Source organism: Bacillus paranthracis, assembly GCF_001883995.1.
GTDB classification, from domain to species: Bacteria; Bacillota; Bacilli; order Bacillales; family Bacillaceae_G; genus Bacillus_A; species Bacillus_A paranthracis.
The window spans coordinates 577,222-590,509 of sequence record NZ_MACE01000018.1 but is presented as its reverse complement, the minus strand read 5'-3'; the positions used below and the strand labels follow the sequence as shown (position 1 = coordinate 590,509).

The 13,288-nt window shown below is 37.0% G+C and carries 12 protein-coding genes; 10 read left to right on the top strand and 2 right to left on the bottom strand.

The genetic code is table 11. The features are described 5' to 3' along the window. Window positions 1-11 precede the first annotated feature (11 nt). Entirely contained in the window at window positions 12-2,333 is a 2,322-nt protein-coding gene (locus tag BAQ46_RS09330) for a DNA internalization-related competence protein ComEC/Rec2 (protein WP_071741847.1), read from the top strand. 26 nt (window positions 2,334-2,359) lie between these two features. Here BAQ46_RS09330 and BAQ46_RS09325 read toward each other — a convergent pair whose 3' ends face one another. Then, window positions 2,360-2,494, bottom strand: coding sequence for a YqzM family protein (locus BAQ46_RS09325; RefSeq protein WP_000997609.1), 135 nt, complete (start codon window positions 2,492-2,494; stop codon window positions 2,360-2,362). 345 nt (window positions 2,495-2,839) lie between these two features. On the opposite strand from BAQ46_RS09325, the gene holA reads away from it, so the two are divergent. Continuing rightward, entirely contained in the window at window positions 2,840-3,850 is a 1,011-nt protein-coding gene (gene holA, locus BAQ46_RS09320; RefSeq protein WP_001279919.1) for a DNA polymerase III subunit delta, read from the top strand. A gap of 84 nt (window positions 3,851-3,934) precedes the next feature. Here holA and rpsT read toward each other — a convergent pair whose 3' ends face one another. After that, window positions 3,935-4,192, bottom strand: a complete 258-nt coding sequence (rpsT, locus tag BAQ46_RS09315) for a 30S ribosomal protein S20 (protein ID WP_001274011.1) — start codon at window positions 4,190-4,192, stop codon at window positions 3,935-3,937. A 181-nt stretch (window positions 4,193-4,373) separates the two neighbouring features. On the opposite strand from rpsT, the gene gpr reads away from it, so the two are divergent. The 8 genes from gpr (at window position 4,374) to dnaK (ending at window position 13,283) form a co-directional block, all read left to right on the top strand. After that, complete coding sequence (gene gpr, locus BAQ46_RS09310; protein ID WP_000662638.1) at window positions 4,374-5,477, top strand: GPR endopeptidase; 1,104 nt, start codon at window positions 4,374-4,376, stop codon at window positions 5,475-5,477. Beyond that, the gene (locus tag BAQ46_RS09305; RefSeq protein WP_000534316.1) at window positions 5,477-5,839 is read left to right on the top strand and encodes a YqxA family protein; all 363 of its coding nucleotides are present in this window, start codon (window positions 5,477-5,479) and stop codon (window positions 5,837-5,839) included. The genes gpr and BAQ46_RS09305 overlap by 1 nt, the downstream gene beginning before the upstream one ends. 210 nt (window positions 5,840-6,049) lie before the next feature. After that, complete coding sequence (gene lepA / locus BAQ46_RS09300; protein WP_001030957.1) at window positions 6,050-7,873, top strand: elongation factor 4; 1,824 nt, start codon at window positions 6,050-6,052, stop codon at window positions 7,871-7,873. Between the two features lie 131 nt (window positions 7,874-8,004). Beyond that, the gene (locus tag BAQ46_RS09295) at window positions 8,005-8,379 is read left to right on the top strand and encodes a winged helix-turn-helix transcriptional regulator (protein WP_001293546.1); all 375 of its coding nucleotides are present in this window, start codon (window positions 8,005-8,007) and stop codon (window positions 8,377-8,379) included. Window positions 8,380-8,431: 52 nt separating this feature from the next. Then, a complete protein-coding gene (gene hemW, locus BAQ46_RS09290; protein WP_025991619.1) occupies window positions 8,432-9,571 on the top strand; it encodes a radical SAM family heme chaperone HemW in 1,140 nt (379 codons plus the stop codon). Between the two features lie 133 nt (window positions 9,572-9,704). Next, complete coding sequence (gene hrcA, locus BAQ46_RS09285) at window positions 9,705-10,721, top strand: heat-inducible transcriptional repressor HrcA (protein WP_000954950.1); 1,017 nt, start codon at window positions 9,705-9,707, stop codon at window positions 10,719-10,721. 121 nt (window positions 10,722-10,842) lie between these two features. Then, window positions 10,843-11,421 (top strand): nucleotide exchange factor GrpE, encoded by a 579-nt coding sequence (gene grpE / locus BAQ46_RS09280; RefSeq protein ID WP_000392720.1) that lies wholly within the window; start codon window positions 10,843-10,845, stop codon window positions 11,419-11,421. 26 nt (window positions 11,422-11,447) lie between these two features. After that, window positions 11,448-13,283, top strand: coding sequence for a chaperone protein DnaK (gene dnaK, locus BAQ46_RS09275; RefSeq protein WP_000034690.1), 1,836 nt, complete (start codon window positions 11,448-11,450; stop codon window positions 13,281-13,283). Window positions 13,284-13,288: the final 5 nt, after the last annotated feature.

The window sequence follows — 13,288 nt, the reverse complement described above, 5'->3', positions numbered from 1 at the left end:
GTGGGTATGAGTTGCAAGGACAATGGGGCTATGTTGCAATCTCATTTATAATAGGGATTGCAATTGCCTTCTCCTCTTCAGTTGTATTGCTGACTTGTTGTCTCGTTGTATATGTTTTCTTTTGTTTATATCGTACTTCGCGTAAAACCTTCTTTTATTGTATGATAGCGTGTTTAAGTGGCGCTATGTACACCACGTATGTTCAAGGGCAAAACAAGCCTCTGGGAGAGTCCTATGAAGCTACAAGAGGAGTGATACATAATACACCTCTTATTAATGGAGATCGCCTCTCGTTTCAAATTGAAGATCAGAATAAAAATATAGTGCAGTTAAGTTACAAAATGGAATCAGCTTTGGAAAAGAAACAGATGCGACAATTACATGCAGGAGTATCATGTGTATTCGAAGGTGAGAGGAAAGAACCACAAATAGCTCGGAATTTCCATGGGTTTAATTATCGTGATTATTTATATAAGCAAAATATTCATTTCATATTGGACGCTACATATATTTCTGAATGCCATAAAACATCGTTGTCACTCGTGCAATGGATTCTTCTTTTGAGGCAACAAGCAATCTCAGAAGTTACAGAAATGTTTCCAGAACAATCAGGTGCTTTTATGAATGCATTAGTATTTGGTGATAGACAACAAATGACATTTGAAGTTGAAGAGCAATATCAACAATTCGGTCTCGTACATTTGTTGGCGATTTCAGGATCGCATATCGTATTGTTAATGGTAATCGTGTATTTTATTTTGCTAAGAAGCGGTGTGACAAGGGAGGTAGCAACAGTATGTCTTATCTTCTGCATTCCTCTATATATGATTTTAGCAGGAGCGTCACCATCTGTTATAAGAGCTTCTATAACAGGAGTTTTCATGTTAATTGCTTTTATGTGTTCTATTCGTTTATCTAGCTTAGATGCTTTAAGTATAACAGCTATATGTATGCTTATATTTGATCCATATCTCGTGTTTAATATTGGTTTTCAGTTTTCTTTCGTCGGTAGTTTTGCTTTACTTTTATCTGCCCCGCTTTTACTAGAGAGTGGTAATGGAGTAATTCGAAATTCTATTTATATTTCTTTCATTTCACAGCTCGTTAGTACTCCGATTTTGTTATATCACTTCGGTTGTTTTTCTCCATATAGTATTTTCTTAAATATCCTATACGTTCCGTTTTTATCTCTCGTTGTATTGCCGTGCAGTATTGTTATTTTGATATGTATACCAATCATTCCGTTTCTTGCAAAAAGGCTTGGGAATGTATTATCAATAGGTTTGAATCTTTCTAATGATTTTTTAAGTTATTGCGAAAACTTACCATTTACCCGTCTTAATTTCGGACAAACACCTATACTTCTTGTAGCCCTATATTGCGTGAGTATTATTAGTATATTGATGGTTTGGGAAAGGCGAATGACGAAGGGGATTCTGTTTATATCTGCGGGTGTATTTCTTTTTATTAGTACATGCCATTATGTATATCCGTATTTTCGAGAAAGTGGAAGTGTTACCTTTCTCGATGTTGGACAGGGAGATGCAATATTAATTCGCCTCCCGTATGATCAAGAGATTTATCTTATTGATACTGGTGGAACAATTCGTCCAAACAAGGAAGAATGGCAACGTAAAAAGCATGAATTTTCTGTCGGAAATGATATTTTGATTCCTTATTTACAAAAGGAAGGTATTAAAAAGATCGATAAATTAATTATAACGCATGGAGATGCGGATCATATAGGTGCTGCGCAACAGTTATTATCAAATATAACCGTAAAAGAAGTTGTATTTGGCCGAAAGGAACAAGATGCGGAATTAGAAAAAATAGTAAAGAAACAGGCTTTAGAAAAGGAAGTGAAAATAAGAGAAGTGAGAGAGGGAGAAAGTTGGAGCATAAATGGAGCGGAATTTTTCGTATTAGCGCCAACAGGGAAGGAGAGCAGTGAAAATAACGCTTCAATTGTAATGTTGGCAAAATTAGGAGGACTAACGTGGTTGTTTACAGGTGATTTAGAAGAAGAAGGTGAGAAGTTTTTAGTAGCTACGTATCCAGAGTTGCGAGCGGATGTTTTAAAGGTTGCTCATCATGGGAGTAATACGTCATCTACAACAACTTTTCTGAGCGTCGTACAGCCTAATATAGCCGTTATTTCTGCCGGTGAGCGTAATAGGTATGGGCACCCTCATAAGGACGTTATAGAGCGTTTTGAGAAGAGGGGGATTGAAATATGGCGTACGGATAAGCAAGGGGCTATCTCCTATGTTTTTAAAGGGGAAAACGGAACCTTTCGCAGCAAAATCACATATGATGAAACACATAATAGATAAAAAAGACTGCCAGTAAGCAGCAGTCTTTAAGAACCGATAAATTTAATAACAGTTGCAATGATGAAAAGTGTTGCGAAAAAACCAAATGAGACGATAAATCCTACCCCTGAATCAATAGCGTCATTGCGTTTACTTTGAACGTTTTGTTCAAAATCATTCATTTAGAATCCCTCCCCAACATTCCACTTTAGTATAAAATATTGTCAGAAAAAAATCTACAATTTCCATGTGAGGAGAAATAGAGCGTTTTTACTACTTTTAGATCATGAAGTAATGTGAATTTTTGTTTCCAAGCATGTTAACAGTTGGCACTTATACTCGAATTTTTATTGCGAATAATAAAGGGAAGGTGATTACCGCACACCAATAAGAAACCCGGGGCTTATTGCGTGGCGTTTAATATAAATAAAGGGACGGGTTATATTGCCTGTTCCTTTGTACTTGTAAAACAAAAGCTAGGGCATTAGTATAAATATATATTGCCAAGTTAGGGAGTAGGAAAAAGTATGAGTGATATACATAAAAAGATTAAAAAGAAGCAGTTTGCTCCGTTATATTTACTGTATGGAACGGAAGCGTTTTTTATAAATGAAACGATAAAGCTTATTACAACAGAAGCGCTTGAAGAGGAAGATCGCGAGTTTAATGTTGTTACATATGATTTAGAAGAAGCGTATTTAGAAGATGTGGTTGAAGATGCACGTACACTTCCTTTTTTCGGAGAACGTAAAGTGTTATTAATAAAATCACCACTCTTTTTAACTTCACAAAAAGAAAAATTGGAACAAAATATAAAAATTTTAGAAGAATATATCGGGGAACCTTCTCCCTTTTCTATTCTTGTTTTTGTTGCGCCTTACGAAAAGCTGGATGAACGAAAAAAAATTACAAAACTATTAAAGAAAACAGCGGATGTAGTAGAAGCGAATGCAATGCAAGTGCAGGATGTTCAGAAGTGGATTGTTGCTCGGGCGGATGAAGTACATGTGCATATTGATCATGCGGCTGTTAGTTTGTTGTTAGAGCTTGTGGGAAGTAATGTAACAATGTTGGCGAAGGAAATGGACAAGTTAACGTTATACGTCGGTATGGGCGGAGAGATTACACCAAAACTCGTTGCAGAGCTTGTACCAAAATCAGTTGAACAAAATGTGTTTGCTTTGACAGAAAAAGTGGTGAAAAAAGATATCGCGGGTGCGATGCAAATTTTGGATGGATTATTTACGCAGCAGGAGGAACCTATTAAATTGCTTGCGTTATTAGTAAGTCAATTCCGTTTACTGCATCAAGTGAAAGAGTTACAGCAGCGTGGTTACGGCCAAAATCAAATCGCGTCTCATATTGGTGTGCATCCATATCGTGTAAAATTAGCGATGAATCAAACGAAGTTTTTCTCTTTTGAAGCATTAAAAAAAGTGATAATGGAATTAGCGGAAGCTGATTATAGTATGAAAACGGGAAAAATGGATAAAAAACTTGTGCTCGAGTTTTTCTTAATGCGGTTAAATCATATGTGATGAAACAAAAAAAGTTCACGTGCTAAGAGCGTGAACTTTTTTGTATATAAAAAAACGATCCGAATGGATCGTTTTTTAAACGCCTTACGCGTTTACTTGTTTCGCTAAGCGAGATTTTTGACGAGCTGCAGCGTTTTGGTGGATAAGACCTTTACGAGCTGCTTTGTCAAGTTTTTTAGAAGCAGTTTTGAAAGCTTCTTTAGCATTTTCAAGATCGTTATTAGTAACTAAAGCTTCTACAGTTTTAACAGCAGAACGCATGTCAGACTTGATAGAAGCGTTATGTGCACGACGCTCTTCGCTAAGTTTAGCGCGTTTGATAGCAGATTTGATGTTTGCCATACTTTTCACCTCCCTGGTGCAATCGAATGACTCGATTCTTAACATAGAACAAGTGATATTCTATCAAACGGTGAAGAGAATTGCAATAGTATATCCATGAAATTTCACGTAAAGAAAAGAATGACCTTATATAACTTTGGGAAATCTAACGATATTTACTATGAATGACGGAGGAGATACGATGAAAGAACCACTAGATTTAAGTAAATATAGTGTTAGAACGGACCTTGCTGTAGAGGCACATCAAATGCTGCAAGAGCGCCAAGAAGAGCAACAAGGGATACAAGGAGTTGTTGTAAAAGAGAGGGAAGAAGAAGGTATTACCATTACAAAAGTAACGATTGATGAAGTTGCCTCGGAATCGATGGGTAAAAAACCTGGAAATTATTTAACGCTTGAAGTACAAGGTATACGTCAACAAGATACGGAGCTGCAACAAAAAGTAGAGCGTATTTTTGCAAAAGAATTTTCGTATTTCTTAGAAGAGGTTGGCGTTACGAAAGAAGCGAGCTGTTTAATTGTTGGTCTTGGGAATTGGAATGTAACACCAGATGCGCTTGGACCGATAGTTGTAGAAAATGTATTGGTAACGAGACATTTATTTCAATTGCAGCCTGAAAGTGTAGAAGAAGGCTTTAGGCCTGTTAGTGCAATTCGGCCCGGGGTAATGGGGATTACAGGAATTGAAACGAGCGATGTCATTTATGGAATCATTGAGAAGACAAAGCCAGACTTTGTCATTGCAATTGATGCATTAGCTGCTCGTTCTATTGAAAGGGTAAATAGTACGATACAAATTTCTGATACAGGAATTCATCCTGGATCGGGTGTTGGGAATAAACGTAAGGAACTCAGTAAAGAAACATTAGGTATTCCTGTTATCGCAATTGGTGTTCCGACTGTGGTGGATGCCGTTTCGATTACAAGCGATACAATTGATTTTATTTTGAAACATTTTGGCCGAGAGATGAAAGAGGGAAACAAACCTTCCCGATCTTTGTTGCCAGCTGGTTTTACATTTGGAGAAAAGAAAAAATTAACAGAAGAGGATATGCCGGATGAAAAGAGCCGGAATATGTTTTTAGGTGCTGTAGGTACACTGGAAGATGAAGAGAAGAGAAAATTAATTTATGAAGTGTTATCTCCTCTTGGTCATAATTTAATGGTGACTCCGAAAGAAGTGGATGCTTTCATAGAGGATATGGCAAATGTAATAGCAAGTGGTTTAAATGCAGCGCTGCATCATCAAATTGACCAAGATAATACAGGAGCATATACACATTGATGGGAAGTGACGATAATCATGTAAGCCGCTTTTCGCTTTTATGTATATGTAGTGTGGCTATATGCTTACTTATGGTAATAGCAGGGGTGGCACTTGCAAATCATGGGTTGAAAAGTATGAAAGGTTATCAGCAAATGTCGTATGAACAAATCGCTCATATGACAGGAACAAAAGGTGAGGCCACTGAATCAGAAACTTTGGAAGGTTCGTTTTCCGCTACTGAAAAACAAAAACAATTAGAAAGCTTAAAAAGTTTTAATATTGTAGAAGGAATGGGTATGGCGATAGCAAGCGTTGCCTATGAAATAACAAAGTTTGGAACAGATATAGTTGTTGGGAAAGTAAAAGGGATTTTTAGTTAAGAGTCAAACGGAGGACGGTTGTTTTACAGGTTTGTAAGACAGCCGTTCTTTAATTTGAAAAAGGTTTGTCTCTTATGGTTTGTTCGCATAAGATATAAATAGAATGATTTGTATTGTAAGCAGCACGAGTTTTCATTGAATCTTTGCTGCTCTATTGATATAATCAGTGCTAGTGTATATTGGCGAGACTATTAGGAGTTGAGAACATAGATGAACAAAGAAGAAAGAGCAAAAAGACAGTCCAAAATTCGTAATTTCTCTATCATTGCTCATATTGACCACGGAAAGTCAACGTTAGCAGACCGTATTTTAGAGAAAACAAACGCGTTAACACAACGTGAAATGAAAGCTCAGTTGCTTGACTCTATGGATTTAGAGCGTGAGCGTGGTATTACAATTAAATTAAACGCAGTACAATTAAACTATAAAGCAAAAGACGGCGAAGAATATATTCTTCACCTAATTGATACACCAGGACACGTCGACTTTACGTACGAAGTATCTCGTAGTTTAGCGGCTTGTGAAGGTGCAATTCTTGTAGTAGATGCAGCGCAAGGTATTGAAGCGCAAACGTTAGCGAACGTATACTTAGCGCTTGATAACAATTTAGAAATTTTACCGGTTATTAATAAAATCGATTTACCAAGTGCAGACCCAGAGCGTGTACGCCAAGAGGTGGAAGATGTAATTGGGTTAGATGCATCAGAAGCTGTACTTGCTTCGGCAAAAGCTGGGATTGGTATCGAAGAGATTTTAGAACAAATCGTTGAAAAAGTGCCAGCACCAACAGGTGATTCAGAAGAACCGTTACAATGTATGATCTTTGACTCTTTATATGATCCATACCGCGGTGTAATTGCGTATATCCGTGTTGTAAATGGAACGGTAAAAGTTGGCGATAAAGTACGTATGATGGCAACTGGAAAAGAATTTGAAGTAACAGAAGTAGGTGTGTTTACACCGAAAACTACGCAACGTGATGAGTTAACAGTAGGTGATGTAGGTTTCTTAGCGGCATCGATTAAAAATGTTGGTGACACACGCGTTGGTGATACGATTACACATGCGAAACGTCCAGCAGCTGAGCCATTACCTGGTTACCGTAAATTAAATCCAATGGTATTCTGTGGTCTGTACCCGATTGACTCTGCACGTTACAACGACTTACGTGATGCGCTAGAGAAATTAGAATTAAACGATTCTGCTCTTGAGTTTGAGCCAGAAACATCTCAAGCGCTAGGATTTGGTTTCCGTTGTGGATTCTTAGGACTTCTTCATATGGAAATCATTCAAGAGCGTATTGAACGTGAATTTAAAATTGATTTAATTACAACAGCGCCAAGTGTTATTTATAAAGTATTCTTAACGAATGGTGAAGACATGATTGTCGATAACCCGTCTAATATGCCGGATCCACAGACAATTGATCGTGTTGAAGAGCCATTTGTTAAAGCAGCAATTATGGTTCCGAATGACTATGTTGGAGCTGTAATGGAAATCTGCCAAGGTAAACGCGGAACGTTTATTGATATGCAATATTTAGATGAAACGCGTGTTACTTTGACATATGAAATCCCATTATCAGAAATCGTATATGACTTCTTCGATCAGTTGAAATCAAATACGAAAGGATATGCATCATTTGATTATGAGTTAATTGGTTACAAGCCATCTAAACTTGTGAAAATGGATATTCTTTTAAATTCTGAGCAAGTCGATGCTCTATCATTTATCGTACACCGTGATTCAGCATATGACCGTGGTAAAGTAATCGTAGAAAAATTAAAAGAATTAATTCCAAGACAGCAGTTCGAAGTGCCAATTCAAGCGACGATCGGAAACAAAGTTGTAGCGCGTTCTACAATTAAAGCGATGCGTAAAAACGTACTTGCGAAATGTTACGGTGGTGACATTTCTCGTAAGCGTAAACTTCTTGATAAGCAAAAAGAAGGTAAAAAACGTATGAAGTCTGTTGGTTCTGTAGAAGTACCGCAAGAAGCATTCATGGCTGTACTGAAAATGGATGACAACTAATAGTTGGAATGAAAAAAGAAGTCGTTTATGCGGCTTCTTTTTTACGTATAATTACTTTTTAGACATCTGAGTAGCTCTCATTTACAATAGTGAGAGAGCTTTTTAGTTCATATAAAGTTAGGAGTTTGTTAATGTCCGAAAATATTCGAAAAGATATTCAAGAAAAAATACAAAATGGCAATTTTAATTGTGAAAAGGAATTGACGCTTTCTATTATTAGTGGAAAGTGGAAAGTTGTGATATTGTGGCATCTTGGTGTGGAAGGGCCTCATCGTTTTAGTGAATTACAGCGATTATTTCCGAGCATTTCTCATAAAGTTTTATCAAACCAATTAAAAGAGTTAATGGAAGATGGGATTGTTGATCGAACAGTATACCCAGAAATTCCACCGCGAGTGGAATATTATATGACGGAATTAGGCATGTCGCTTTTACCAATCGTTGAAATGATGTATGATTGGGGAAAAATGCGAATGGAACAAATTCGTAATACGTTAGAGAAGTAAAAGAAGCCTCCCGAGCGTGGAGGTTTTCTTTTTAGAAAGGTAGGAGTTATTTTTGGTGCAAGCTGCATATATTCATATTCCGTTTTGTCAGCATATTTGTCACTATTGTGATTTTAATAAAGTGTTTATTGAACGCCAGCCGGTCGATCAATATTTAGAGTATTTAGAGAAAGAAATAATAAATACAGTTCAAAAGGTACCGTTTGATAGTATGAAAACGATTTTTGTTGGCGGGGGAACTCCAACAGCATTAAATATGGAACAGACAAAGAAATTATTAAATATTATAAATCGTCGTTTACGTCCGTTTGCCCCGAATTGTGAATTAACATTTGAAGCGAATCCAGGTGATTTGCCGAAAGAGAAATTAAATGTATTGCTAGAAGGTGGAGTGAACCGAATTAGTTTTGGGGTGCAAACATTTCGAGATGAATTGCTTGAGAAAATTGGACGTAAGCATACGAGAGAAGATGCGTTTGTAGCAATTAGAGAAGCGCAGGAAGTAGGCTTTAAAAATATAAATGTAGATATTATTTATGCTCTGCCAGGACAGACGATAGAAGATGTAAAAGAAACATTAGACATTGCTTTTACGCTTGGTGTACAACATTTCTCGGCATATTCATTAATTGTGGAACCGAAAACAGTATTTTATAACTTAATGAATAAAGGGAAATTAAGACTTCCAGGTGAAGACCACGAAGCGAAAATGTACGAAATGGTAATGGATGAAATGGAGAAACATGGCTATACCCAGTATGAAATTAGTAATTTTTCAAAAGGTAATAATGAAAGTAGACATAATCTCACATACTGGAATAATGAAGAGTATTATGGATTTGGAGCTGGAGCGCATAGTTATGTAAATGGAGAACGTATCCAAAATGTAGGGCCGCTCAAGCAATATTTCAATAAAATCGATGAAACCGGATTTCCGTATTTAGATGTTCACGTGGTGACGGAGAAAGAAAAAATGGAAGAAGAATTGTTCTTAGGACTCCGAAAAACAAAAGGTGTATCTAAAATAGCGTTTCAAAAGAAATTTAATATGGAAATGGATCAAGTTTTCGCGAAGCAGTTACAAAACAACCAAGAACAAGGATTGCTTGAAGAGAGCGATGGATATGTTCGTTTAACGCGAAAAGGGAAATTATTAGGGAATGAAGTATTCCAATCATTTTTGATTGACTAATTAAATGTTCCATTAACGTGAAAAAGTTTCATTATTTCGTGACGTTTCCGTTGACAATTGAATGTCAATTTTGGTAAGTTATTAATAGATTTAGCACTCGAAGACAAAGAGTGCTAACAGAGGTGATGATGAGATGCTTACGGAACGTCAGCTCTTAATTTTACAAACAATTATTGATGACTTTATTGGATCAGCGCAACCTGTTGGGTCAAGAACGTTGGCTAAAAAAGATGAAATTACGTTTAGTTCAGCTACTATACGAAATGAAATGGCTGATTTAGAAGAACTAGGATTTATTGAGAAAACGCACAGTTCTTCTGGACGTGTTCCTTCTGAAAAAGGATACCGATTTTATGTAGACCATCTTTTAGCGCCGCAAAATTTACCGAACGATGAAATTGTACAAATTAAAGATTTATTTGCTGAAAGAATTTTTGAAGCGGAAAAGATTGCACAGCAATCGGCTCAAATTTTATCAGAGCTTACAAATTATACGGCCATTGTTCTTGGACCGAAGTTAAGCACAAATAAACTTAAAAACGTACAAATTGTTCCGCTTGATCGTCAAACCGCAGTCGCTATTATTGTAACGGATACAGGGCATGTACAAAGCAAAACGATTACCGTTCCGGAATCTGTTGATTTATCAGATTTAGAAAAAATGGTTAATATTTTAAATGAAAAGCTATCAGGCGTACCAATGTCGGAACTCCATAATAAAATCTTTAAGGAGATTGTTACGGTATTGCGTGGGTATGTTCATAATTACGATAGTGCAATAAAAATATTGGATGGTACATTTCAAGTTCCGTTATCGGAAAAGATATACTTTGGAGGGAAGGCAAATATGCTTTCGCAACCAGAGTTTCATGACATTCAAAAAGTTAGATCTTTACTTACCATGATTGATAACGAAGCTGAGTTTTATGATATTTTGCGTCATAAACAAGTTGGTATTCAAGTGAAAATTGGTAGGGAAAACTCTGCGACAGCCATGGAAGATTGTAGTTTGATTTCTGCAACATATTCGATTGGAGAAGAACAACTTGGAACAATTGCAATTTTAGGTCCAACGAGAATGCAATACTCTCGTGTAATTAGTTTGTTGCAGTTATTTACAAGGCAAATTACAGATGGACTAAAAAAATAAAGAATAAAGAAGAATACATTCGCTCAAGTGATAAGCAATACATCACTGTGTGTAATATATAACTATACTTAGGTAATCATGCTATGCATGATACCTAATACCTTTTAAGGAGGTGAAAATTGTGGAAGAGCGTAACGAACAAGTTGTAGAAGAAGTGAAAGAAGAAGTAAAAGAAGCACAAGTTGAAGAAGCCGTAACATCTGAAGACAGCGAAGAAACTGTTGAAGAAAAAAGTGAGGCTGCTCTTTTACAAGAAAAAGTAGATGAATTGCAAGCGAAACTGACGGAAACGGAAGGCCGTATGCTACGTCTACAAGCTGATTTTGAAAATTATAAGCGTCGTGTTCAAATGGATAAACAGGCTGCTGAAAAATATAGAGCACAAAGTCTTGTTTCAGATATTTTGCCAGCTCTTGATAATTTTGAAAGAGCGATGCAAGTGGAAGCAACTGATGAGCAAATGAAGTCCTTATTACAAGGGATGGAAATGGTATATCGTCAATTGTTAGAAGCGATGACAAAAGAAGGTGTAGAAGCGATTGAAGCTGTTGGTAAACAGTTTGATCCTCATGAACACCAAGCTGTTATGCAAGTAGAAGACAGCGAATTTGAATCAAATGCGGTTGTGGAAGAATTCCAAAAAGGTTATAAATTAAAAGACCGTGTAATTCGCCCATCGATGGTAAAAGTAAATCAATAATTTACATAAAAGTAGGAGGATTCGCCATGAGTAAAATTATCGGTATTGACTTAGGTACAACAAACTCTTGTGTAGCTGTTATGGAAGGTGGAGAACCAAAGGTTATCCCAAATCCAGAAGGAAACCGTACAACACCTTCTGTTGTAGCTTTCAAAAATGAAGAACGTCAAGTTGGGGAAGTAGCAAAGCGTCAAGCAATTACAAACCCAAATACAATCATGTCTGTTAAACGTCATATGGGTACAGACTACAAAGTAGAAATCGAAGGTAAAGAATATACACCTCAAGAAATTTCTGCAATCATTTTACAAAACTTAAAAGCTTCTGCTGAAGCATATTTAGGTGAAACAGTAACGAAAGCTGTTATTACAGTACCTGCATACTTCAACGATGCAGAGCGTCAAGCAACGAAAGATGCTGGTCGTATCGCTGGTTTAGAAGTTGAGCGTATCATTAACGAACCAACAGCAGCAGCGCTTGCTTACGGTTTAGAAAAACAAGATGAAGAGCAAAAAATCTTAGTATATGATTTAGGTGGCGGTACATTTGATGTATCTATCCTTGAGTTAGCAGATGGAACATTTGAAGTTATTTCAACTGCTGGTGACAACCGTCTTGGTGGAGATGACTTTGACCAAGTTATTATTGATCACTTAGTAGCTGAGTTCAAAAAAGAAAATAACATTGATTTAAGCCAAGATAAAATGGCACTTCAACGTTTGAAAGATGCAGCTGAAAAAGCGAAAAAAGATCTTTCAGGTGTAACACAAACACAAATTTCATTGCCATTCATTAGTGCTGGAGCTGCTGGTCCATTACACTTAGAATTAACATTAACAAGAGCGAAATTCGAAGAGCTTTCAGCAAACCTTGTTGAAAGAACATTAGAACCAACTCGTCGTGCTTTAAAAGATGCTGGTCTATCTGCAAGTGAATTAGATCGCGTTATCCTTGTAGGTGGTTCTACTCGTATCCCAGCTGTACAAGAAGCTATTAAACGTGAAACTGGTAAAGAACCATATAAAGGTGTAAACCCGGATGAAGTTGTAGCATTAGGTGCTGCAGTTCAAGGTGGCGTACTTACTGGTGATGTAGAAGGCGTACTATTATTAGATGTAACTCCACTTTCTTTAGGTATTGAAACTATGGGTGGTGTGTTCACGAAATTAATCGAGCGTAACACTACAATTCCAACGAGTAAATCACAAGTATTCTCAACAGCTGCTGATAACCAACCAGCAGTAGACATTCACGTATTACAAGGTGAGCGTCCAATGTCAGCTGACAACAAAACGTTAGGACGTTTCCAATTAACGGATATCCCACCAGCACCACGTGGTATTCCACAAATCGAAGTAACATTCGATATTGATGCGAACGGTATCGTTAACGTACGTGCAAAAGATTTAGGAACAAGCAAAGAACAAGCTATTACAATCCAATCTTCTTCAGGTCTTTCTGATGAAGAAGTAGATCGTATGGTAAAAGAAGCAGAAGCAAACGCTGACGCTGACCAAAAACGTAAGGAAGAAGTTGAACTTCGTAACGAAGCTGACCAACTTGTATTCCAAACAGATAAAGTTGTAAAAGATTTAGAAGGTAAAGTAGATGCAGCTGAAGTTGCAAAAGCAACAGAAGCGAAAGAAGCATTACAAGCTGCGATTGAGAAGAACGAGCTTGAGGAAATCCGTGCGAAAAAAGACGCTTTACAAGAAATCGTACAACAACTAACTGTTAAACTATATGAGCAAGCTCAAGCAGCTGCAGGGCAAGCAGAAGGTGCACAAGGAGCACAAGATGCTGGCGCGAAGAAAGACAATGTAGTAGACGCTGAGTTTGAAGAAGTAAAAGAAGACAAGTAATTCCA

What these genes read in the sequence shown, in the direction of transcription:
- BAQ46_RS09325 (WP_000997609.1), bottom strand. Translation starts at nt 2,494, where the DNA reads ATGAATGATTTTGAACAAAACGTTCAAAGTAAACGCAATGACGCTATT.
- holA (WP_001279919.1), top strand. Translation starts at nt 2,840, where the DNA reads ATGAGTGATATACATAAAAAGATTAAAAAGAAGCAGTTTGCTCCGTTA.
- rpsT (WP_001274011.1), bottom strand. Translation starts at nt 4,192, where the DNA reads ATGGCAAACATCAAATCTGCTATCAAACGCGCTAAACTTAGCGAAGAG.
- gpr (WP_000662638.1), top strand. Translation starts at nt 4,374, where the DNA reads ATGAAAGAACCACTAGATTTAAGTAAATATAGTGTTAGAACGGACCTT.
- BAQ46_RS09305 (WP_000534316.1), top strand. Translation starts at nt 5,477, where the DNA reads ATGGGAAGTGACGATAATCATGTAAGCCGCTTTTCGCTTTTATGTATA.
- lepA (WP_001030957.1), top strand. Translation starts at nt 6,050, where the DNA reads ATGAACAAAGAAGAAAGAGCAAAAAGACAGTCCAAAATTCGTAATTTC.
- BAQ46_RS09295 (WP_001293546.1), top strand. Translation starts at nt 8,005, where the DNA reads ATGTCCGAAAATATTCGAAAAGATATTCAAGAAAAAATACAAAATGGC.
- hrcA (WP_000954950.1), top strand. Translation starts at nt 9,705, where the DNA reads ATGCTTACGGAACGTCAGCTCTTAATTTTACAAACAATTATTGATGAC.
- dnaK (WP_000034690.1), top strand. Translation starts at nt 11,448, where the DNA reads ATGAGTAAAATTATCGGTATTGACTTAGGTACAACAAACTCTTGTGTA.